This is a genomic window from Dyella silvatica, from assembly GCF_026283955.1.
GTDB lineage: Bacteria > Pseudomonadota > Gammaproteobacteria > Xanthomonadales > Rhodanobacteraceae > Dyella_C > Dyella_C silvatica.
Window position 1 is genome coordinate 54,994 of the sequence record NZ_JAPDPE010000003.1, and the last position, 23,008, is coordinate 78,001.

The 23,008-nt window shown below is 62.8% G+C and carries 18 protein-coding genes and 1 pseudogene; 10 read left to right on the top strand and 9 right to left on the bottom strand.

The window, feature by feature from the left end; translation table 11 throughout:
* Positions 1–90: 90 nt before the first annotated feature.
* Positions 91–1,206 (top strand): ABC transporter ATP-binding protein, encoded by a 1,116-nt coding sequence (locus tag OUZ52_RS01410; protein ID WP_266156516.1) that lies wholly within the window; start codon positions 91–93, stop codon positions 1,204–1,206.
* Here OUZ52_RS01410 and OUZ52_RS01415 read toward each other — a convergent pair.
* Complete coding sequence (locus tag OUZ52_RS01415) at positions 1,176–2,960, bottom strand: S53 family peptidase (protein WP_266156517.1); 1,785 nt, start codon at positions 2,958–2,960, stop codon at positions 1,176–1,178. The genes OUZ52_RS01410 and OUZ52_RS01415 overlap by 31 nt on opposite strands.
* Positions 2,961–3,041: 81 nt before the next feature.
* Between OUZ52_RS01415 and hemB the strand changes: the two genes are divergently transcribed.
* On the top strand, positions 3,042–4,004 hold the full coding sequence (gene hemB, locus OUZ52_RS01420) for a porphobilinogen synthase (RefSeq protein WP_266156518.1): 963 nt from the start codon (positions 3,042–3,044) through the stop codon (positions 4,002–4,004).
* 3 nt (positions 4,005–4,007) lie between these two features.
* Here hemB and OUZ52_RS01425 read toward each other — a convergent pair whose 3' ends face one another.
* The 6 genes and pseudogenes from OUZ52_RS01425 to OUZ52_RS01450 all read right to left on the bottom strand — a co-directional run bounded on the left by OUZ52_RS01425 (position 4,008) and on the right by OUZ52_RS01450 (position 8,750).
* Complete coding sequence (locus OUZ52_RS01425; protein ID WP_266156555.1) at positions 4,008–5,171, bottom strand: acyltransferase family protein; 1,164 nt, start codon at positions 5,169–5,171, stop codon at positions 4,008–4,010.
* A 132-nt stretch (positions 5,172–5,303) separates the two neighbouring features.
* Positions 5,304–6,050: pseudogene (locus OUZ52_RS01430) on the bottom strand (LytR/AlgR family response regulator transcription factor); the annotation flags it as partial.
* The gene (locus tag OUZ52_RS01435) at positions 6,047–7,153 is read right to left on the bottom strand and encodes a sensor histidine kinase (protein ID WP_266156519.1); all 1,107 of its coding nucleotides are present in this window, start codon (positions 7,151–7,153) and stop codon (positions 6,047–6,049) included. The gene OUZ52_RS01435 and the pseudogene OUZ52_RS01430, both read right to left, overlap by 4 nt.
* A gap of 276 nt (positions 7,154–7,429) precedes the next feature.
* The gene (locus OUZ52_RS01440) at positions 7,430–7,810 is read right to left on the bottom strand and encodes a tautomerase family protein (RefSeq protein ID WP_266156520.1); all 381 of its coding nucleotides are present in this window, start codon (positions 7,808–7,810) and stop codon (positions 7,430–7,432) included.
* Between the two features lie 36 nt (positions 7,811–7,846).
* Positions 7,847–8,419, bottom strand: coding sequence for a DUF4865 family protein (locus OUZ52_RS01445; protein ID WP_266156521.1), 573 nt, complete (start codon positions 8,417–8,419; stop codon positions 7,847–7,849).
* Between the two features lie 7 nt (positions 8,420–8,426).
* The gene (locus tag OUZ52_RS01450) at positions 8,427–8,750 is read right to left on the bottom strand and encodes a carboxymuconolactone decarboxylase family protein (protein ID WP_266156522.1); all 324 of its coding nucleotides are present in this window, start codon (positions 8,748–8,750) and stop codon (positions 8,427–8,429) included.
* 105 nt (positions 8,751–8,855) lie between these two features.
* Here OUZ52_RS01450 and OUZ52_RS01455 point away from each other — a divergent pair, with 105 nt between their 5' ends.
* From OUZ52_RS01455 to OUZ52_RS01485, 7 genes are all read left to right on the top strand, one after another.
* On the top strand, positions 8,856–9,752 hold the full coding sequence (locus OUZ52_RS01455; protein WP_266156523.1) for a LysR substrate-binding domain-containing protein: 897 nt from the start codon (positions 8,856–8,858) through the stop codon (positions 9,750–9,752).
* Between the two features lie 92 nt (positions 9,753–9,844).
* Positions 9,845–11,689: a monovalent cation:proton antiporter-2 (CPA2) family protein gene (locus tag OUZ52_RS01460; RefSeq protein WP_266156524.1), complete on the top strand. Its 1,845-nt coding sequence runs from the start codon at positions 9,845–9,847 to the stop codon at positions 11,687–11,689.
* 222 nt (positions 11,690–11,911) lie between these two features.
* Positions 11,912–12,961, top strand: coding sequence for a glycosyltransferase family 9 protein (locus OUZ52_RS01465; RefSeq protein ID WP_266156525.1), 1,050 nt, complete (start codon positions 11,912–11,914; stop codon positions 12,959–12,961).
* Between the two features lie 96 nt (positions 12,962–13,057).
* The gene (locus OUZ52_RS01470; RefSeq protein WP_266156526.1) at positions 13,058–14,089 is read left to right on the top strand and encodes a glycosyltransferase family 9 protein; all 1,032 of its coding nucleotides are present in this window, start codon (positions 13,058–13,060) and stop codon (positions 14,087–14,089) included.
* A gap of 94 nt (positions 14,090–14,183) precedes the next feature.
* Complete coding sequence (locus OUZ52_RS01475) at positions 14,184–15,374, top strand: tetratricopeptide repeat protein (RefSeq protein WP_266156527.1); 1,191 nt, start codon at positions 14,184–14,186, stop codon at positions 15,372–15,374.
* Between the two features lie 67 nt (positions 15,375–15,441).
* A complete protein-coding gene (locus OUZ52_RS01480; protein WP_266156528.1) occupies positions 15,442–15,807 on the top strand; it encodes a hypothetical protein in 366 nt (121 codons plus the stop codon).
* A gap of 74 nt (positions 15,808–15,881) precedes the next feature.
* The gene (locus OUZ52_RS01485; protein WP_266156529.1) at positions 15,882–17,018 is read left to right on the top strand and encodes a polysaccharide deacetylase family protein; all 1,137 of its coding nucleotides are present in this window, start codon (positions 15,882–15,884) and stop codon (positions 17,016–17,018) included.
* A gap of 187 nt (positions 17,019–17,205) precedes the next feature.
* Here OUZ52_RS01485 and OUZ52_RS01490 read toward each other — a convergent pair whose 3' ends face one another.
* Both OUZ52_RS01490 and OUZ52_RS01495 read right to left on the bottom strand, forming a co-directional pair.
* Positions 17,206–20,685 carry an ankyrin repeat domain-containing protein gene (locus tag OUZ52_RS01490; protein ID WP_266156530.1) on the bottom strand — a complete coding sequence of 1,160 codons (3,480 nt, stop codon included), beginning with the start codon at positions 20,683–20,685 and terminating at the stop codon, positions 17,206–17,208.
* A 110-nt stretch (positions 20,686–20,795) separates the two neighbouring features.
* Positions 20,796–21,089 (bottom strand): YcgL domain-containing protein, encoded by a 294-nt coding sequence (locus OUZ52_RS01495; protein WP_266156531.1) that lies wholly within the window; start codon positions 21,087–21,089, stop codon positions 20,796–20,798.
* A 422-nt stretch (positions 21,090–21,511) separates the two neighbouring features.
* On the opposite strand from OUZ52_RS01495, the gene OUZ52_RS01500 reads away from it, so the two are divergent.
* A complete protein-coding gene (locus tag OUZ52_RS01500; RefSeq protein WP_266156532.1) occupies positions 21,512–22,948 on the top strand; it encodes an OmpP1/FadL family transporter in 1,437 nt (478 codons plus the stop codon).
* Positions 22,949–23,008: the final 60 nt, after the last annotated feature.

A 23,008-nucleotide genomic window follows, 5' to 3' on the forward strand; every position in this document is an offset into this window, starting at 1 on the left:
TGCCTGCGGGGTCATGGGTGGGCTTGGGCCTACTATCGAGATTCCCAACACCATGGCTGAGCCCACGGCTAGGCCACAGGAGATGTATGCATGGCCAGTGTCCGCCTCGACAAGCTGCGCAAGGTCTACCCGAACGGCCATGTCGGCGTCGACGATGCCAGCTTCGAGATCGCCGACGGCGAATTGCTGGTGCTGGTCGGGCCCTCGGGCTGCGGCAAGACCACCTTGCTGCGGATGATTGCCGGGCTGGAAGCCATTAGCGGTGGCAGCCTGAGCATCGACGGCCGCGTGGTCAATGAGGTGGCGCCGAAGGATCGCGACATCGCCATGGTGTTTCAGAACTACGCGCTGTATCCGCATATGACGGTGGCCGAAAACCTGGGCTTTGGCCTGCGCCTGCGCGGCCAGCCCAAGGCCGAGATCGAGCGTCGGGTGCGCGAGGCTGCGCAAACGCTGGAGCTGGAGCAGCGGCTGGATTCGCGCCCCGCCGCGTTGTCCGGCGGCCAGCGTCAGCGGGTTGCCCTGGGCCGTGCCTTGGTGCGTGACCCCAAAGTGTTTTTGCTGGATGAGCCGCTGTCCAATCTCGACGCCAAACTGCGCTTGTCGATGCGGGTAGAAATCGCGCGGCTGCATCGCCAGCTCAAGGCCACGATGATTTACGTCACCCACGACCAGATCGAAGCGATGACCTTGGGCCAACGCATCGTGGTACTCAACGGCGGGGTGATCCAGCAAATCGATACGCCGATGAATCTCTACGATCATCCGGCCAATGTATTCGTCGCGGGTTTTCTCGGCAGCCCGGCCATGAACCTGCTGCGCGGCACGCTGCAGCTCGACAACGGCTTCCAATTGATGACGGCGCAAGGCGTGTTGCAGCTTGGCGAACCGCCGCAAGCCAAAGCGCTGGAAGCATGGCGCGGCCGGGAGATCGTGCTCGGCTTACGCCCCGAGGATTTACAGCCGCGCGAAAACGCCGATGGCGCGTTGCTCAGCGCACAACTCGAAGTGCTTGAGCCGGTCGGCAATGAAGTCTTTCTCAACTTGCGTTACGGCGATCTGGCGCTGGTCTCACGCACACCGCCACGTCTTTTGCCGACACCGGGAAGCACCATCCATATCGGCTTTCAGCCCGAGCGATTGCATTTTTTCGATGCAGAGCAAGGCTTGCGCATTCAAGTCGGCGGAGCTGGCGCGCGAGCCTGAGTACGTGCATTGGGCTGTTGAAGTGGCGCAGCGGTCCAGCCTAAGGTCGATCGACCCGCGCTGGGCGATGCCATAAGGCGCCGGCATGAATCAGCTGACTGTTGCCATGAAGCCGTGGGCGTTCGTTGGGTCGATCCAGCCTGGAAGATCTGCCCCCATCGCAATGGGCGTTGCCGGCATGGGCGCATCGTCGTGCGATGTTGTCGCAGCAGGGGCAACTGGGCTTCGCATTTCGCGTTGCCTTTCAATGCGATGAGTGCGTTGAGCAAGGCCTGACCGTTGGGGCTGCCCAGGCCGGTGCACGGGTCCCAGCCGACCGCTGCCTGATAGCTGCCGTTATTGCCCTGGGTGATATCGCGAAACGGCGCGCTGCCGATTTGATAAAAAGCCGCATGCGGGTCACCCAGCGCGCTGCCGAGTTGCTGGTTCAAGCGGGCGATGAGGGCGGCCCACAAGGGTGCCACCGCACTGGTGCCGCCGATGACCTGGTCCTTGCCGTCCACCCGCACTTGATAACCGGTCAGCGGATCGGCATTGCCGGCCACATCGGGTACGCCGCGACCGGCATAACCATTCGTGGCCGTTGGCACGTTGACCTTGGCCTGGAAGGCCGGCAGCGGGAAATCGACGCTGACGCCGCCACCGCTGGCGCCTTCATTCGCCGCGGTTTCGTTCCATACCACTTCGCTTTGAATATGCCCGTTGCTGGCCTTCAGCCGGGTGCCGCCGCAAGCCAGCGCGTACGGGCTGGAGGAGGGGAAATCCACATGCGGCTGACCACCGCTGACGCCATCGCTGGAACCATCGTCGCCGGCGGCGACGATGACGGTGACGCCCACTGCGGCGGCGTCTTGCAAGGCGGCCTGCATCGCAGCGAGCGACTGTGTGCTCCAGTTGCTTTCGGGGCCGCCCCAGCTAATCGAAATAATCGATGGCTTGTAGGTGGTGTCATGCGCGGCGTGCGAGATGGCGTTGTAGAAACCTTGATCGGTGTTCGGTGCGAAGTACACCACCAGCTTGGCTCCGGCGGCGAGTGCACCGGCGACTTCGATATCCAGCATCACCTCGCCGTCGGCCTGGCCTCCCGGTTGGCTTTTACCGCCATCGACCGACACCGCACTCAACGAGGGCGTAGCGATGCCCAGCCCGCTGAAGTAGTGCTGCAGATCGGCGCTGCTATAGCCGCCGCCCAGCTCGATCAAAGCGATGGTCTGGCCACTGCCATCGGTGTTGGCGGGAAACTGGTAGAGCTGACCCAGTTGCGGTGGCGTGTAGCTGGTGCTCGGCTGCGCCTGGGGTTTACGAAATTGCGCTCGGGCAATCGGCCGCAGATCCAGGCCCAGCACGGCCATCACTGCCGGCGACAAGGCCGTCGGCAGGCTCGGTGCCTGCGCACTGGCGGTGAACTGGCTGCCATCGGCGCGCTGGTAATGCCCTAGCTCCACACCGAAGGCGCGTTGCAAGGCCTGTACCGAACCTTGCAAATGCAGCGTGCGATGCGACACATGGCAGGCGGTTTCCTGCAGCCCGTGTTCGCGCGCGAAGCCGCGCAGGCTTTCCACGTCGGCCGGGTCGGCGCCGTAGTGCGCGGCGTAGGTTTCGCGCTGCCAGGACGGTGGCTGCGGCCACGCCGCGGCGGAGGGCGATTTGCCCTTGCGGCGCAAAACCACGGTCACCGCCAGCGAGGCGTGAGGATCGTGCGGGCCGAGGTAGCGGGCATCGGCTGGCAGTTTCCAGTGAGTGCGTTCGTTCATGACGGGCTCTCTTGGCGAGTGGGATGCAGGATGCGCTGAGCAGCGTATCGATGCGATGTTTCGAACGTTACGCGTTCATGCATGCGCCGCGATGCTTTCTCCCGCGCCTTGATGCGCGAGCACACCTTGCTCAGCAGCGATCTGATCATGGTGGCGTTTGTGATCGAGGGCGAAGGGCAGCGCGAGCCGGTGCCGTCGATGCCAGGGGTGGATCGGCTCTCGATCGACGAGTTGCTCAAGCTGGCCGGGGAGTGCGTGCGGCTGGGCATTCCGGCGCTGGCGTTGTTTCCATCGCCGGACCCCGCGGTAAAAACCGAAGACGCCCGCGAAGCATGGAACCCGCAGGCGCTGATGCAGCGGGCAACGCGCGAACTGAAAGCGAAATACCCCGAGCTGGGCCTGATCGGCGACGTCGCACTCGATCCTTACACCACGCACGGCCAGGACGGCTTGATTGACGAGCACGGCTATGTGATGAACGAGCCCACGGTCGAGGCCTTGATCAAAATGTCATTGGCCCAGGCTGAGGCCGGCATGGATTTCGTCGCCCCGTCGGACATGATGGACGGGCGCATCGGCGCGATCCGCGATGCGCTGGAAGAGGCCGGCTATATCCACACCCGCATTCTCGCTTACTCGGCCAAGTACGCCTCGGCGTTCTACGGCCCGTTTCGCGATGCGGTGGGTTCGGCCGCCAATCTGGGCAAGGGCAACAAGCACACCTATCAGATGGACGTCGGCAACAGCGACGAAGCGTTGCGCGAGATCGAACTGGACATCACCGAAGGTGCCGATGCAGTGATGGTGAAGCCGGGCCTGCCGTATCTGGATATCGTGCGGCGCGTGAAAGACAGTTTCGGCGTGCCGACGTTTGTCTATCAGGTCAGCGGCGAGTACGCGATGATCAAGGCTGCCTCACTCAATGGCTGGCTGGACGAGCGCGCGGTGGTGCTGGAGTCGCTCACCGCGATGAAGCGCGCCGGTGCCGATGCGATTCTTAGCTACTTCGCGATCGACGCGGCACGCTGGTTGCGCGGGGAGTAGCGGCTATTCCCGCTCGCCCACGGGCAGCAGGGTTGGCTTGAGCGGTGGCTGTATTTGCCTTGTCGCGCGGCTACCGCTAAACCGCTCCCGCAGGCGCAGAAAGGGTCGCTCCAGCACTAGGTACAGCAAGCTGCCCACACTGAGTGTGGCGACGGCATAGGTGGCAAACGCGAGTGCGCCGTGTCCTTCGAGGGATGCGGCAAAGGTGCTTTCAACCAGATGAAAGACAATCTTATGGCTGAGATACAGGCTGTAGGAGATCAGCGCGATCCAGCCGGCCCCCGGCACGCGCACGGTGCCGAGCAAGCCCTGGGCGCTGCTGGCCGCGGCCACCAGCAAGGCAAGGCCAGTCGAAAGCAGGGGGTAGCCCAGCACCGAAGGCCAGAAGCCGGTGCGGTCCTGAAACAGCCAGATCGCCGCGGCGACCACGGCCAAGCCACCCAGCATCAAGCGATTGGCGTTGGCTTGAAGGTGCGCCCAAAGTAGCGGTCGATAGGCTTTGATGGTGGCCAGGACCACCCCGGCGAGCAGGCCATCAAGACGGGTATAGGTGGGGTAATAAATGCCTTCGACAAAGCGCAACCCGAAACGCCCGTCATCCAGGTCACGCACCGGCGCCATGCTGTACTGCCAGACATAGCCGCGTAGGGCCATACCGGTGATGACCAGGGCGACGCAGATGGCGATGAATCTGGCGGTGGAGGGGCGCCGTGTCAGCCACCAGGCCAGCCACGGAAACAGCAGATAGAAATGCTCCTCGACGCATAGCGACCACAGGTGCGAGAACGCCTTGTTGTGTTGGTAGTCGATCAAAAAATTGAGCGTGAAGGTGAGGAACTGCCACAGCGGCTGGATCCCCGCTGCCTCGCGACATGCGGGCCACATGAAGTACAAGGCCAGCATCAGCCACAACACAGGCAGCACGCGGAAGGCGCGACGCAGATAAAAGTCGGTAAAAGACAGTGGCTCACCGCGGCTCAGCGGCTTGAGCAATTGTGAGCCGATCAGATAACCACTGAGCACGAAGAACAAATCGACGCCCATCCAGCCGTAGTTCTGCAGCATCGCAAAGCGTTCGCCGATGCCGCCGACGATGTACGAGTGAAACAACATCACCCAGACGATGGCGATGGCGCGCAATAGATCGAGGCCGGGCAGGCGCTGCATTGCATTCCCTTGCATAGGGTCGTAGATCGAGGACTTGAATGGATCGGCGGCGACAAGGCTCATGCCAGCCGTACGCGTCACTTTAGCGGCGATGACGAGAGCATTTATGGCTTTTATCCGGCCATGCAGGGCTTCGACGTAGGTGCGGCTGGCGCGCAGGGGCGTGCCATCGCGCAGCCGCAGCAGCACATCGCGGTTGGACAGCGCTTGCAGTTCGGCAATCCGCTCGATGCAGACAATGGTCGATCGGTGGATCCGCACAAACCGCAAGGGGTCGAGCCGGCCAGCCAGCTGATGCAGGGTTTCGCGCAGCAGGTGCAACTTGTTGCCGACATGCAGGCCGGCATAGTCACCGGTCGCTTCGATCCAGTCGATCTGCGCCACATCGACAAAGCTGATCCGGTTGCCGGTACGCACGGTAAATCGACTGGCGTAGGCGGGAGCATCGGTGCGGGCGGCCAGCCAGGCGTCGACGCCGGTGCTCGTGCGTGGGTGGTGGCGGTTGGCGTGCGTTTGCCGTGCGCGGTCCAGCGCTTCGCCAAAGCGATCGTCGTCGATCGGCTTGAGCAGGTAATCGAGCGCATGAATTTCAAAAGCGCGTATGGCGAACTGATCGTAAGCGGTCAGCAGAATCGCCATTGGGCGTTGCTGTGGCGATAGCGTGCCCAGCGCTTCCAGCCCGCTGATCCCCGGCATCTGCACATCCATGAAAACCAGGTCAGGTGTTTGCGCCAGCATGGCGGCCACCGCCGACTCGCCGTCGCCGCACTCACCGATGACTTGCATGTCGGCATGGCTGGCCAGCCGTGTGCACACGCCACTTCGAGCGAGTGGCTCGTCGTCAACGACGAGCACACGCAAGATGCCGCCGGACGTCATGGCGCTAGCGCCTGTACCGTCGTCGACGCAGCCAAGCCGGGCCGGAACGGCAGCTCGATGCTGACGGCATAACCGCCGTCATCGGTGGGTCCGTAGGCCATGTGGTAATCGCTGGGATAGAGTTTTTCCAGTCGTTCGCGCACGTTGCGCAAGCCGATGGCCGAGGGGCGATGCTCGCGCTGACTTTGCCCGGAGTTTGTGCTCGCACCGTCGTTGCGTATGCGTAGCTGCAGTCGGTCTTGCATGCGGCTGATATGAAGATCTATCCGTCCAGGTTCGCGCCGTTGCGCGATGCCGTGGCGAATGGCATTTTCGACCAGCGGCTGCAGCAATAGATAAGGCACCAGGGCGTGCAGCGAATCCGGGCCGATCTGCATGCCGATGCTAAGTCGCGATCCCAGCCTGGCTTTTTCGATATCCAGATAATGCTCGGTCAGTGACAACTCATCGGCGAGTGCCACCTCGTGGTTGTCGCCGCCCTCCAGGGTGGCGCGGAGAAAATCCCCCAGCCGGGCAATCATGCGGGTGGCGTCGCGCGAGCGCCCCTCGACCACCAAGCTCGAGATGGCATTCAAGGTATTGAACAGAAAATGCGGATGCAGCTGGTAGCGCAGCGCGCGCAGTTCGGCATCGCGGGCAAGCGAGGTGGCCATCAGCACCCGTTGCTGTTCGTGCTTGAGTTCGAAGTAATACGCGATGACGGCATGAATCGCGCAGAAGGCGATCAGCGCCAGCCAGCAGCCGTCCAGGCCACTGAAAATCCGCGACCAGAGAAACGATGGCAATTGACCCCAGGCAACGGCCATCCGCTGCGCGATCACGCTGTTGACCAGGGATAACAGGTAGGTCAACGAGAGCAAGACGAGAATCGCCAACCACCATGGCATGTGCCGTCGCCACAGGCCGCGTTGCAAGGCGGTCAGCGGTATCGTCCAGATCACATAGGCCACCGCGTAAAGCGCGCGATATGCGCCGGCATGCCCATGGCCGAGGTCGGGCAAGGCCATCACCGCCATACATAGAGTGACCGGCAGGCCAGCCAGTATCGGCAACCAGAACGGCGGTAAAGCCACGCGGCTGTCGGCGGGTGCGGGGGCTTTCATGCCGGCATCGACCCTGGTCTTGCCGAGCACCGCCGCGACGATGGCTTCATGTTCTTCTCTGCAATCTGGCTACGGGCATGTGCCGCCGAAGTGTGCCAGAAACGGTTGCCAAGAGGCCTGCAGCCTGCGCGCACTTCGCGGTGGCGCCATGCTTGTTGCAGATGGCACAAGCCCGGCCGCGTCAGGGGTTGCGGTACGGCTCAGCGCCGCATGCTTTGCGCTGAGCCGTGCCTTGTATGCGGTGAAACGGTGGCTTGTGGGCCGGCGTTACGCGGCTTACACGTACTGCGCGATGCCGTTGCCGAAGGACCAGTTCTCTTTTCCGGTTTCCAGCAAGTTGATGAAGAGGTCCTCAGGGCGCAGACCCGGATCGACGGCGAGCACTTCGGCCATACGCCGGTATAGCGCCTGCTTTTGCTCCACCGTGCGTGAGTTGTTGCAGGCGATTTGCACGATGACCAGATCATCACCGCGCGCGATGTCCATATAACTGGGGTCGTAGTCGAATTCCTCGGCGTCGTGCTGGCTGATCAAGATGAAGCGGTCGTTCTCGGGCACGTTAAATGTTTCGCGCATGGCGCGGTAAATGCCGTTGCGCAAGCCGGCAAGATACTTCGGCGATTTGCCACGGCGCAGGGCGATACGGACGAGAGGCATGGGGTTTTCCTTGAGGTGTGCTGGTTGAGCGGGCAATCAGCCCGTGACGGCAGGCAGGGATAGGTGGCCGACCTCGTATAGCTGCCGGTCTTCGCGGGCGAGGCCGGCACGTGGTTCAGCCCACAGGCGAAAGCGCAACAGCGACCAACGGGTCGGTTCGAAGGCCGTCACCGTGGCGAGGGCGCCCTGCGATACATCACGCTGCGCGACTTCGTTTTCTTGGCGGCGAAGTTCATCGAGCGAGGTATATGCCGGTATCGCGGTGATTTCACGCGTGGCGCAGACCGCCTTGGATAGATCCGGTGACAGCTTGGCCTGCCACACCGACCAGGTTTGTATCGACGGCCAGCCGAAGGCCTGGGTGAGCGCGGCGAACGTCTCGCTGCCGAGAAACGCGTTCATGCCTTCGCTGTCGTCCCAGAGATAGAACGGCGCATACAAATTGTCGCGCGTGGGCAATGTGGGCCTGTTGCGGTCGGCACTGAGGTAGGCCTTGAAGCGCAGCTTGGGAAAGCCGTCCAGCAAATGGCCCTTGCTGGCAATGCGTTGCCGGATGATGCTCATGTCGTAGTCGGCTGGCAGCACAAAGCTGTATTGCATGGCGATCATGTCGCGCTCACTCCTGCTCGGCAATCAGCGTGCGCAGCACGTTGAGCGCGGATACCGCTGCCGGCCAGCCCGCATAAAAAGCCAGGTGGGTGATCAGCTCGACCAGTTCGTCCTGGCTGATGCCGTTATCCCGTGCGCGGCGCAGGTGAAAAGGCAGTTGCTCGGTGCGGTTCAGGGCAATCAGCGTTGCCACGGTGGCCAGGCTGCGATCGCGCGGGGCCAGGCCCGGACGTTGCCAGACATCGCCAAACAAAACCTGGTCGGTCAGCTCTGCCAGTTTGGGGGCCAGGTCGCCCATGGCTTGTTGGCCGGTTGCTGCGTTGGTGCTCATCGGGGTTCTTCCTGAGGTCTTGACGCTGGCTACAGTAACCGGACAATTCGATCCTGAAAATCGGGAAATATAGAATATTCAATTCATAAAATCGGGATGATTGCCATGCGCCGGGTAACCTTCGATCTGGATGTGCTGCGCAGCTTTGCGCTGGGCATGGAGCTGGGCAGTTTTGCCAAGGCCGCCGATCGGCTGGGTCGCTCTACCTCAGCGGTAAGCGCGCAGCTGAAAAAGCTGGAGGAGCAGGCCGGTACGCCGATTCTGCGGCGGCTGGGCCGCGGCATGGCGCTGACCGAGGCCGGTGAAATCATGCTGACTTATGCGCGCCGCCTGCTTGAGCTTAACGACGAGGCCGCGGCAGCGATTCATGGCGGCGAACTGGAGGGCTGGATTCGCCTGGGCATGCAGGAAGATTTTGGCGAAGTGCTGCTGCCGGAGGTCTTGGGACGTTTCGCACGGGCTCACCCCAAGGTGCGGATCGAGGCGCGCATCGCCCGCAATACGGAGTTGCTCGATCGGGTCAGTTCGGGACGGCTGGATCTGGCGCTGGCCTGGGATGCCGGCCATGGCTTGCCGCAGGTACAGCACCTCGGCGAGGTGGCGATGTGCTGGATCGGACCGGCTCAGTCAGCGGGCCAGTGGCAGCGCGACAGTGGCGAACCGCTGCCGCTGGTGACCCTGGAAGCGCCGTGCATCTTGCGTACGGCCGCTATCGATGCGCTCGACCGCGCCGGCATTCCGTGGCGGATCGCCTTTACCAGTGCCAGCCTGGCGGGCATCTGGGCCGCGGTGGCGGCGGGTTTGGGGGTGGCGTTGCGCACCCCCATTGGCCTGCCCGCTCATGTGCGCCCATTGGCTCCGTATGAGGCCGAGCTTCCGTTGATGTCCACGCTGGGTTTGCATCTGCATCGTGCCGAAGCGGAGCCGGCTGCCGCGATCGCCCGGCTGGAAGAGATCATGCTGCAGGGCTTGCATCAGTTCGCCGGGCTTGCCCATCGATGATGATGGACGCTGCGACATAAGCTGGCGCGTGGCGTTCGTTGAGCCGCGTGCGCGTGAAATAATCGCCCTACTACGAGTCGAGCCGCGAGCGCATGGACAATCATCATTTTCTACAGACGGCGCTGGTGTTCTTGCTGGCCACGGTGATTGCCGTGCCGTTGACCAAGCGTTTCCGGCTGGGGTCGGTGCTCGGCTATTTGATTGCCGGGGTCATCATCGGTCCGCAGTTGCTGGGGCTGGTGGGCGACACCGCCGGTGTCGCCACGATCTCCGAGTTCGGCGTCGTGCTGATGTTGTTCGTGATCGGCCTGGAGCTTTCGCCGCAGCGTTTATGGGTGATGCGGCGTGCGGTTTTCGGCACCGGCATGTTGCAGGTGCTCAGCTGCAGCCTGGTGATCGGTATCGCCAGCTATTACTTTTTTGGGCTGACGGTGCACGCGGCGGCGATTATCGGCGGCTGCCTGGCCTTGTCGTCGACCGCCTTCGGTTTGCAGATTCTGGCCGAGCGCAAAGAGGCGGGCTCGGCCTATGGGCGGCAAGCCTTTGCCATCTTGCTGTTTCAGGACCTGGCGGCGATCCCGCTGATTGCCGCCGTGCCGCTGCTGGCCAGCTCCGACTCGCCGCATGGTTTCGATTTACAGCAAGGTCTGCGCACGGTCGGCGCGATTGTTGCGGTGGTGGTGGGTGGGCGTTATCTGCTGCGGCCGGTGTTTCGGTTTGTCGCACGCGCCAAGGCGGTCGAGGTTTCCACTGCCACGGCGTTGATGGTGGTGATGGGTACGGCTTGGTTGATGGAGCTGGTCGGCGTGTCGTCGACGCTGGGCGCGTTTCTGGCTGGCGTACTGCTGGCCGATTCGGAATACCGGCACGAACTGGAATCGCATCTGGAGCCGTTCAAGGGCCTGCTGCTGGGCCTGTTTTTTATCAGCGTCGGCATGTCGATGGATGTGTCTCTGCTCTTGCATCAACCGTTGCAAGTCGCGGCCTTGGTGTTGGCGGTGTTGCTGGTGAAGGGCGTGCTGCTATGGCCGCTGGGGCGCATCGTGGGCTCACTCAGCCGCGCCGATGCGTTGCGTCTGGCGGTGCTGCTGGCCTGCGGCGGCGAGTTTGCTTTCGTGGTGCTCAAGCAGGCCAGCGAGCAGGGCTTGATCAATCTGTCGCAGCACAGCTTGCTGGTGCTGGCGATTACCTTGTCGATGGCGTTAACGCCGTTGCTGGTGATGCTGACGGCCAAGCTATTCGATATGAAGGCGAAGAAGTCGACTCGCGAATACGATCAGATCGACACTGAAACGCCGCGCGTCATCATCGCCGGATTCGGTCGCATGGGACAGATTGTCGGTCGCGTGCTGCGCGCGCAGCACATACCCTTCGTGGCGTTGGAGTCGTCGGTGGAGCAGATGGATACGCTGCGCCGCTTCGATGCTCAGCGCAGCAATACCTCGATCTTTTTCGGCGATCCGGCACGTCCCGACATGCTGCGCGCCGCGCAAGCGGACCGGGCGGAAGTCTTCGTGCTGGCGACCGATGATCCCGAAGCCAATCTGCGCATCGCGCGGTTGGTGCGGCGCCAGTATCCCCATCTGAAATTGATTGCGCGGGCGCGTAATCGCCAGCACAGCTTCAAGCTGATGGACCTGGGTGTGGACGAACCCGTTCGCGAGACGTTTCATTCCAGTCTCAAGATGACCCGCAAGACGCTCGAGGCGCTAGGCCTTTCGAGCGAAATGGCGGCTGATCGGGTGGAGCGGTTTCGGCAGCACGACGTCAAAGTATTGAAAGCGCAGTATCTGGTTTTCGATGACGAAACGCGCATGGTGCAAACCACCCAGGAGTCGATGAACGATTTGCTGCATTTGTTCGACGCGGATGACGAACCCAGTGCAGAACGCGACCGTGAACAATCCACACCCGAACCGCTATCCGATCAAGGTTGAGCACGCGTTGTAACAACGCGCGCTACTGGCTCGTTGTAGGCTGTGCGCAAGGCGGCTGGATGCGGCTGAAGGGGCTTGGCGTAGCGTAAAAAATTGCGCACGAATTCGTAAGTAATCGCATGCTTGCCAGCGGATGCAAATCGGCTGGCGCGGCAAAGCGTGCGGTAAGCGAAATCAGCCATACATGGCGCTGTATTCAGCGCAATTCATCCGGGGATGTCGATGTCAATCACGCATAGTCCGGTGGTGATCCGCTTCGGTCGCCTTGGCGACGTGTTGCTTTTACAGCCTTTACTGCAAGAGCTGCATCGGCGCTATGGCATGCCGTGCCGCTTGCTCGCAGTGGGCTCGTGGCCCGCGCCGTTGTACGCCAAGCAGCCGGAAGTGTGCGAAGTGATTGCGCTGAAGGCGGCGCACCGGCCGTTGTTGTTAAGCATGCAGCGTTGCCGTGCGGTGTTGTCGCTGCGAGGCATGCTGGCCTTGGCCGGTATCCCCGACGATCACTGCGTGTTTATTACCGACATGCCGTTGCTGCGCGAGATGCATTGGGTCGACCGTTTGCTGGCATTCGGCAGGCAGACGCCTAAGGCATTTGCGGCGATGAGTGCGCCCCAGGCGGCGGCGGTGGCGGCGCCGCGATTACATGTTTGCGCAACCGAGTGTGCGGATTGCGAGCATTGGCTGGATGCCCGCGGCTTACATGGTCATCCGCTGGTGCTGTTGCAGCCGGCGAACAAGCGCACCATGCGCTGGAACGGCGTACGCCAAGCCGATGACGACGATAAATCCTGGCCGGTCGAGTACTGGGCGGGGTTGGCGCGAGCAGTGCTTGAGCGCTTACCGGGTGCGCGCGTGTTGCTATGCGGCTCACCGGCGGAAGCGGCTTACCTGGAAACCATACGCAAAAGCAGTCACGACCCGGCCGTCATCACGGTCGCTGGTGAATTGCCGTTGGGGCGCTTAAAGGCCTTGTTAGCGGTAGCGCACAGCATGATTTCGGTGGATACCGGGCCGGCGCATATGGCCGCTGCGGTGGGCTGCCCGTTAGTGGTTTTGTTCGGCTCGGGCTCGCCGGTGCAATGGACACCGCGCAGTGCTTGTGAAAGCGCGGTGACGGTGCTGGGCGGGCCGCCGCTTAGCCATCGGGTGGACGCGATCAGCCTGGAGCAAGTCGTTGCTGCATGGCAGCAACTGCCGTTGCGGATGGCGGGGTTGCCAGAGTCTGTACACCAATCGGCCGGCTTGACCGTTAGTGGACACTTCGCCGGCTAAACCGGCTGATATAGCATCGACCCTATGCATGACATGGCATTCGCACAAGTTCCGTCTAGCTCAGCTGCAAATGCTGTAAATACTGCTCTCAGCCCCGTGGTGATCCGTTTCGGTCGACTTGGCGACACGGTTTTGTTGCAGCCGCTGCTGCACAAATTACATCTGCGATACGGCCGGCCCTGCCGCTTGCTGGCATTGGGAGGCTGGCCGCCAGCGCTTTATGCCGGGCAGCGCGATGTGTCCAGGGTGATTACCTTTCGCACTCAACACCGGCCTTTATGGATGAGCCCGTTGCGCCTGCGTGCGGCCCTCGCACTGCGGCGCATGCGCGAGGCACCGTTTTACATTTGCGAGCCGGATCTGCGTACGCGGACCAAGGTGCGCCCGATGCTGGCGTTGGCCGGCATTCCCGCCGAGCATTGCGTCTTCATCGAAGACATGCCCTCGCAGCAGGACGAGCATTGGGCCGATTGGCTGGTGCGCTTCGGCGAGGCGACGCCGGCCGCTTTCCGCGAAACGCATGGCAAGAAAGTAGCTTCCGTGCGCGCTGCGCCGCAATTGCTCGCCAGTGCGGCTGAGCGCAGTGACTGTGACGCCTGGTTGTATGCGCGCGGTCTGAATGACAGGCCGCTGGTGCTGTTGCAGCCAGCGAACAAACGCACCATGCGCTGGAATGGCGTACGCCACGCCGATGACGACGATAAATCCTGGCCGACCTCGCGTTGGGCGGCGCTGGCGCGTTCGATCATCGACCACCTGCCCGGCGTGCGGGTGATGTTATGCGGCGCGCCGGCCGAGGCCCGCTATCTGGATTCGATTCAGCAGGCGGCCGCTCATGCCGCGGTTTCAGTGGCGGCCAGCGATTTGCCGTTAGGCCGGTTGCGGGCGCTACTTGAAGTGGCGCACAGCATGGTCTCGGTCGATACCGGTCCCGCGCATTTGGCCGCGGCCATGGGTTGTCCGCTGGTGGTGCTGTTTGGTTCGCGCCTGCCGTCGCAATGGGCGCCGCGCGGCAGCAACGATAACGCGGTAAAGGTACTGGGTGGATTACCCGCGATTCGCCGCGTGGATGAAATCGAAACGGCGCAAGTGATGGCCGCCTGGCGCCATTTGCCAACGCGCCGATAACTGCCCGCAATCGGCCAGAATCCGGTAAGGGGAACGCCCGCTCATCGCATCAGTATGCGCGGCACCATCCCTCATTCAACGCAAGGAAGCGCTTATGTTCCGCTCTCCCGCCCTGTCGGTTGCCGCGCTGTTGTGCGCATTCGGCGTATCCGTGGCACATGCCGAACAACTGTCGGTGCAGGTCCTCAGTGCCACGGTGAAGGACCAGAAAATCGAAAACGCCAACGTCATCGTGCAGAAGAACGGTGCGCGTTCGGTGCAGACCACTACCGATGTGCAAGGTCAGGCGCGGCTGGTCAGCGAGTTTGCCGATGATGCCAATGCGCTGATCATCGTGAAAAAGCCGGGCTATTCCGATCTGGTGGCGAAATGCCCATGCACGGGCATGACCTATGCGCTTAGCCCGGTGATGCAAAGCCTCGACGGCATGCGCATCGTGCTCACCTGGGGCGCTACGCCGCGCGATCTGGATTCGCATCTGGTCTATCCGGGCGGCAATATCTATTTCGGCAAAAAGGTCGGCGCGGATGCCAATCTCGATGTCGACAATACCCAAAGCTACGGTCCCGAGACGATTACTGTCGAGCGCAAGCACAGCGGTCAGACCTATGTTTACGCCGTGCACGATTTCACCGACATCAACCGTCCGGCGAGTACGGCGCTATCCAATAGCCAGGCCAAGATCCATGTTTATATCGGCGAGTCGCTGGTGCGCACTTACTACGTGCCGACCGGTAAGCAGGGCAATCTGTGGACGGTGTTCCGCATTACCGGCGAGGGCGAGTTTCAAGACATCAACACACTTAGCGGCGTAACGGTAAGCGATCCGGCCAATGTGCTGGGCGAGATCGATCATTACGGCGATGAGCACACGACGGTCGTTGCCGCCAATCAGCTCATCGATGAAGCCAGTGCCCGTGCGCTGAATGCGCAAGGCGAGCGGGCGTATCACGCCGGTGATTTGAATGCTGCCATCGACGCCGTACGCCGCGCGGTCGACGCCGATCCCAACTATGGTCAGGCCTATAGCAATCTGGGCTTGTTCTATCAGAAGGCCGGCCGTAGCGCCGAAGCCATCTGGGCGGCGCGCAAGGCGATCGCACTGGCCAGTGGTGCAAGCGCGTCGACGGTGCGCGCCAGCTCGTACTACAACATTGGTCGCCTGTACGAAGACGCGGGTGATTTGCAGCAAGCGCGGGATAACTACCAGTCGGCCAAACAGTCGAAAGCCAATCCGGTCTACGACAAGGCGATCGAACGCGTACGCAGTAAGCAAGCAGCTTGAATGGAAGGAGCTGCCCATGGATGGGCAGCGGGCAGGGACGCCCACACCATCATCACGGGAGGGTCAGATGAAAGCCGCCGCTGTTGTCATGCTTTTATGGTCGGCGCAAAGCTCTGCGCCCTTGCTCTATTCGGGCATAGCGGACGACCGCTCCAATGAGGTCAAGCATGGCCTTTATGACATAAGAGAAGCAGCACGCGCTTTTCTTGTCCAGCAGAATTCAAACAACAAGACACACTGGCAGGCGATGGATCCAAATCTGAAGGTTCTGGTTTCACGATGCGCCGTTCCTCTGACCGCCGCCTGGGTGCCCAGAAGCTACGGCTTGTCTCATCTCAGTGTCTGGGTCATATGCACAAAAACCGTCAATAAAGACGAGAAAGCATGGAAGGTGCCCGTGCCGGTGGCAGCGGTTGGTGGCACCGGAAACTAGCGAGATTCATCGACACCTGGCGTGTCTTTACGGGGCTGTGGTGTAGTCCCACCCATTTGTACAAGGAGTTCGCGATGCGATCGCGCTGGTTGATGATGCCGTTGCTGTTGTCGTTGTTGACTGGTGCGTTGCATGCGGCAGGGCCGCAGCTGGTCGCCGCACCCCAGCGTGATCTCTGGCCCGATTCGCTAGGCTCCAACGCCGGCTTCGATCGCGCCTCGCGCGCGGAGTTGTTGGTGTTTGCCCCTGCGCTGGCCGAAAGTGAATCCATGGATGCGGCGACCTTGATGACACGCTTGAAGATCAAGCAGGTCGATGAGGCTTCCGTCGCTCGTCTGCGCAAGCAGTGGTGGCAGCGTTTGCTGCTGAACTATCAGGCGGCATCGGCAGCTTGCGTAAGCAGCGAGCCGTTTTGCCTGCCAGTGCACGATCTGGACGGCTTTCGAAAAGCCGCCGTGGGCTTTACTGCGCCGGCCGAGGCGCGTTACGCATCGTGGTACGACAACGCGCTGACATTTCATCGCACCTATCTCGATGAACTGCTACGCCTGGCAGCCTTGTTTCCGCGCACCAATAGCGAAGTCGATGTGTTTTCGCCGCGTGAGATCACCGGCAGCGATTGGCCGGATCGCCATTTTCAGCTGAGTTTCGACGATGGCCCCACCGCGATCGGCGGCGGCACCGACCGGCTGGTGACGATGCTGCGCGAGCATCAATTGCACGCGCTGTTCTTTGTGCTGGGTGAGCGCCTCCAACCGCGTCTACAAGCCGCTGGGCGTGACGCGATGGCGCAGACCTATAAGGGCATGTGCGTGGGCGCGCATGGCTGGGAGCACAAATCGCATAGCGGTTGGCCGCAGTGGCAGGATTCGGTCATCCGCAGTACGGCATTGATCCAGGCCCAGTTGCCTGAGGTGCAGTCACCCTGGTTTCGGCCACCATTTGGTCAGCGGCGTGCCGACAGTGCGGCGTTCTTCCAGGCGCAGGGTCTACGCGTGGCGTTGTGGAATATCGACTCGCAGGACTGGAACAGCAAGGTCGATGCCGACCAGGTTCGGCAGCGCGTGCTGACCTTGATGCTGCTCTGGCGTCGTGGCGTGATTCTGTTTCATGACATTCACGACAAGGCGCAGCAGGCGGTGCCGTGGCTGTTGCAGCAGACGCATGATGCCGGGGTGGTGTGGACCGACTGCCATGATTTGGACGGCTGATTTACTGGCCTGATTTTTTGCAATGCTGATGTTTTGTCGTCAGACCCCGCCCCCTCCCCAGCCCTCCCCTGCAAGCAGGGGAGGGAGTTCATTGAGGCGGGGTTTGCTTTGCTCCTCCCCTTGCATGCAGGGGGAGGCTGGGAGGGGGTGGCGGCTTGCCGCCGTCGCTAACGCCAGACCGACATGCTCAATCCGCCGGCTGCGCCGGTTGCCGCAACATCTGCCGCACGCTAGGGATGGCCCCAGTGCGTGCAGTCAGTTCGTGCGCGATATCGATATAGCCGAGCTGACGCGCCACGTCGGCTGCGGTGCGGCCGAACGCATCCACGGCGCTGCGGTCAGCGCCTCGCGCCAGCAGCACGCGCGCTGGCGGCAACAGGGCGTGCATGGCGCAGGCATGCAGTGCGGTTACGCCGCGTTTGTCGGCGTGTTCCAGTTGCGCGCCGGCGTCCAGCAACACCGGCAGCAAGGCGCCGATATGGGTGGCATCGCAGGCGCTGCCGGGGCGTTGTTGTGCACCAAGCAAGAACAAGAGTGCGGTGGTGCCTTCGTTGTCGGCGCGATTGATCTCGGCATCGCGCTTGAGCAGCGTGTCGAACAAGCGATGCGCACGCAGGCTGTCGTTGTGCTCAAAGCCAAATTGCGCCGCGGCATGCAGGGCGGTTTGGCCGCGCGTATCGACGGCATTGATGTCGGCACCGGCGTCGAGCAGCTTCTCGACGATTTCCGGATAGCCCATGCCGGCGGCAACCATTAATGCGGTGGCTTCGCTGGGCAGGCGTTGATCGGCACTGACGCCGCGCTCAAGCAACAACGCAACCAGGGTTTCGCGCCGCGCGGCGACCGCTGCGGCCAGCGGGGTCATGCCGCTATTGGCGGTCAAGGCCGGATCGGCACCGGCATCGAGCAGGCGGATGGCAACCTCGCGATGGCCGGTGCCGCAGGCATGCAGCAAGGCAGTGACGCCTTTGGGATCGCGGGTATCCACCGGGAAGCCCAGTTCCAGTAAACGTTCCACCGCGACCACGGCGCCAGCGGCCGCCGCCGCGGGCAAATCATCGGCGCGCAGCGGGCGACGCGGGCGTGACCATTCGCCCCAATTGAGCCAGCGCTGGATCTCGCTGTGCTCCAGCGACAAACCTAGCGGGGTGACGCCATTGGCATCGACGGCTTCGGGATCGGCACCGTGAGCGATCAAGGCACGCACAAACGGCAGTGCTTTCTCGCCGTGCTCGAGCGCGGCGAATAGCGGCGTGTGGCCGTTGGGGTCGCGAGTATTGGGATTGCAACCGCGATTGAGCAAGGCCTGCAGCAGCGGCAGCTGGCCATTGATGGTGGCCAGATGTAGCGGGGTGCGTTCGCGTGCATCGGCGCCGAACGGGTCGGCGCCGCGTTCGAGCAAGGCCAGCGGCAACGCCGCATCTTGCGCACCGTCGTTGAGGCGTAACAGCGCTTGGGCCAGCAAGCCGGCGCCAGCGGGGCTGGCACCGGCCTGGAGTAAATCGTCGATGGCTTCGGTCGACGCCGGCAGCTGTTGCAGCAGCGCATCGAAAAGGCGGCGTCCGAGCGGCGCCAGCGCGTGTTCGGCGGCCTCGCTGGTTTCGGCGTCATCGATCAGCTGGGCCTGCAGGCGTGCCTCGGGGTCCAGCGCGTGATCGAGCAGCCAGCGGCGAGCCATGCTGAGGCCGGAGGCGGACAGATCCAGATACAGCTGCGCCAGCTGCGCCTGCGGCCAGTCACGCACGCGGTGCACGAAGGTGGAGGCGATCGCCCAATGGCCAAAGCGCAAGGCATCGAGCAGATGCGCCGGGGTGTCGGCGCCTTCGGGCAACGCGTCCAGGCTGAGGTTGGCGGGTAGTGGGGTTTCCGGATCGAGCAGGGCGACCAGATCCCAACGGCCTGCGGCGGCGGCATGGTCGAGCGCGCTGCGGCCATTGCTGCCGGTAGCCTTGGGTTCGGCGCCCAGGGCGATCAGGGCGCGCACGGTTTCCGCATGGGCGTGCGGTGACTGGCAGGCGAGGGTCAGCGCGTCGCGGCCGTGGCTGTCGCGTGCGCGTGCATCGGGTTGGGCTTCGGCCAGCAATTGCACGATACCTACCGCGCCGGCGCGAGCGGCTTCCATCAAGGCGGTGCTGCCGTGACGGTCGGCCAGGGTAACGTCGGCACCGGCATTGCGCAGCACGCGGGCAATTTGTTCGTGGCCTTCGGCGGCCGCAGCCATCAAGGCGCTGCGATGGCGGGCGTCGACGGCATTCACCGCGGCGCGGTGCTTGAGCAACAGCTTGACGCCTTCGACGTCGTCGTCGGCAATGCCGGCGGCGGCGACCAGGGCCGGCTCGCCATCCGGTGGAGTGGGCTTGGCGCCGTGCTCCAGCAGAAATTTCACCAGCGGCCAATTGGCGGCGTGGCAAGCGGCGGCGAGCGGGCTGATACCGGCGCGGTTCAATACGTTGGGAGAGGCTGCGGCATCCAGCAGCATGGCGGCGACGATCGGCTCGGCGCTGAGTGCCGCGCCGTGCAAGGGGCTATTGCCCTGAGTATCGGTGACCAAGGGGTTGGCACCGTTGGCGAGCAGGGTCATCACTGCTTCGGCGCGGCCGTGACGACTGTCGCGAGTTGCCGCCAGCAACGGCGTGAGGCCGCCGCTGGCGCGATTGACGTCGGCGCCCTTGGCAATCAGCGTGCGCAGCAAGCGCGTGTCGGGCAGCAGGGCGGCTAGCATCAGCACCGGCCGCTGGTCGCGATCGCCGGTAGCTGGCGCGGTGTTCGGATCGGCGCCTGCCTCGACCAGCGCGATAGCGCGCTCGATGTCGCTGTCGCGGGTAGCGTTGAGCAGCGCCAGGGCCTGTTCTGGCGTGCCGGCGGTGCGCTCCTCTTCGCTCAGTTGTGGTGGCGCTGCCGGCGGCGCCGGCGCGCGTGGTTGATCCACGTTGTTGCTCGCTGGGCTGGTAGCCGCGCGGCGCAGCGTCGGGCGGTTCTCGCATAGCAGCGCGCGCAGGGTGCGGTTGGCAATCACCAGGCAACCCAGTGGCAGCAACACCACGCCATACAGCGCCAAGGCGCTGATGCGCAGTTCACTCGGCAGTGCGCCGTACAGCCCGGTCAGCGTGATGGCGCCAAACGCCAATACCAGCAGCGCCAGGGCGGCGGGCAAGAAATGGGTGAAAAAACGTTCTTCGCGCGACAAGTGGCGACCAAACGCAATGCTGCGTGCGGTGGCGGTGAAAATCCACGAGCCGTCGCTTTGCGCGGGATAGGCGTCATCCCACACAAAAACCAGGCCGAACGCCGGCCACATGCGCCACAACGCGGCCAGCGCGAGCACCAGCGCCGCGGCCAACATCAGGGTAGCGCCAAGGCCATGCTCTTGATTGAGCTTCAACATGGGCCAGGCGATCAGCAAAAACACCAGCGCGACATAGCCGGTAAACATCACCAGGTGCGCGGCGCCGCGGCGCAAGACAGTGCGGCCGAAACGCGGCTCGGGATCAAAGCCGATCGCGTGGCAAACCGCAGCCATCGTCAGCGCATTGGCGGCCAGCAGCGGTATCAGTGCCAGCGGATGCGCGCCGAGCGCGGCGAGCGCGACAGCGATCAAACCAGGCACGAACCAGGCAAGGGCTTTGAGGAGGGTGGGTGGACGGCGGCGCGATTTGGGTTCAGACATAGGCGGCAGTATAGGAATCGTCCAGGTATAAGACGGTAATCCGTTGTTAACAGAGATCCGTTAGGGAGATCGGCGAGCGATCGGTGACAGGCGGTCGGTAATGCGAGACGTCAGTGACTGCGATCGCTTTGCGGGGCGCTCTTATAGGCGAGGTGATTGGCGCCGGCCAGGGTTTCTTTCGGCGGCAACTGCAAATGCCAGCCCTGACTGCGCAGGTGCCCTAGCACTTGCCGAGCATCTTCTTGTGGCAGCCGGCGTTGCTCGCTCAATTCCATTTCCATCACGAAGCGCAAACCGCCCAGTAACTGCGCCAATGACTCCGACATCACGTTGAAGTCATCTCGTTTGGCTAACCATAGATACGTGTCGGCCTTGCGCAGGCTGGCATAGACGAAACAATGCATGGTGTGTACCCGACCGCGGCGAAAGGCGCTGGACGCAATAGGCGTCGGCGCAGGCAGCAAAGCGTAACAGCCTGCGGCAGGGAGTAGGAGCGAAGCGTGGAAAAGTGGGAGGTCAGACGCACACAGGCAGGCGCTGATGTGCTGCAGTGCCGTGGTTTTTAACGTAGAAAATACAAGTGGCAGGGGCACAGGCGCGGCGATGAGGCAGCCACTGGCGGCGATCTCCCGGCATTCCGGATGCAACAGCGGTCAATGAACCCTATCCACGGCGAAATTGCTGCAACTGCACTTGCATGCATTTAACTGAGGCGGCACAGTGCCGGGCAGGGGTATCAAACGCACGTATGAATCCAGCCGGCGGTCAAGCCCCCAGCCCCTCGCGCATTACTCGAGCCGGATCAACGATAAGCAGGAGCAAGTCGATGCAAGTGTCCTTCCCAAACATTTCGCGCGTTGCGCGCCCATGTGCGCTCGCGGCACTGAGCCTGGCCATCGTCGGCGCCCTGGCCGCGCCGCGTAGTGCTGAGGCCAGCGCGTTTCAGCTCAAAGAGAACAGCGCCCAAAGCATTGGCCGCGCCTTTGCCGGTTCTACCACCGCAGGCGATGACGTCTCGGTTGTGGTCAACAACCCGGCCGCGATGACCCTGCTCAAGGGCACCTATTTCCAGGCTGACGTCACCGCCATCAACTTCGGCACCAAGTTCAGCGGCTCGGCCCATGACGCCCTCGGTCGCCCGATCAGCGGCGGTAACGGCGGCGATGCCGGTACCACCATGCCGGTGCCTGCCATGTTTGCCGCCACTCAGCTGGGCGACCGCTGGCATATCGGCGGCGGCCTGACCGTTCCGTTCGGTTTCCAGACCGAGTACGACCGCAACTGGGTTGGCCGCTACAACGGCATCAAGTCCAAGTTCGCCTCTTACGACGCCACGCTGTCGGTCTCGTATGACGTGACGGACACCTTCTCCCTGGGCGTCAGCGGCATCGCGCAGAAGACCACGGCGGAGCTGACCAGCGCGGTCAACTACAACATCGTCGGCCTGGGCGTGATCCAGCAGGCCGCTGCCGCTGGCAAGCTCAGCCCTGCACAAGCCGGTGCACTGGCGCAGCAGGTCAGTGCGATCGTCCCGCCGGGTTCCGATGGCATTGCGCGCATCAAGGGCGACGATTGGGCCTATGGTTATGAGGTCGGTGCGTTCTGGCGCATGACTCCCAACGACAGGCTGGCGCTGAGCTACCGCTCCAAGATTTCGCACACGCTGGAAGGCACGGCTAATTTCACCATGCCGACCAATGTGCAAGCCCTGCTCAGCAACCCGACCGTTGGCGCCCTGCTGGGCGGTGCCACGCCGTTCACGCACACCACGGGCACGGCTAATTTCACCACGCCAGCCACGGCCGGCCTGAGCTTCTGGCATCAGGACGAAAAGTTTGGCCTCGGTATGGATTTGTCCTGGACGCAGTGGAGCGAGTTCAAGCAGCTCGCAGTGAACTACGGCAACCCGGCACAGCCGCCGAGCGTGGAGCAGTATCAGTGGCGTAACACCTGGTTTGCCTCGATCGGTGGCGATTACTACCTCAACGACAAGTTCACCTTGCGCGGCGGTATTGCGATCGACACCACGCCGACGCATGCCTCCACCCGTAGCCCGCGCGTGCCCGATTCGACCCGCCAGTGGCTTTCGTTCGGCGTTGGCTACAAGGCCAGCGAGCACTTCGAAATCAATGCCGCGTACGTGCATATCTTCGTCAACAGCGCACATATGAATGGCGCTGTGAGTTCGACCGGTGATGTGCTGACCGGTAGCTCGGACGACTACGGCAATCTGCTCAGCCTGTCGGCCCAGTACAAGTTCTAATGGCTGGATGTCGCTAGTGGGTCATCCCGCCGAGCGAACGACGTAAAAGCAAAACCTCCT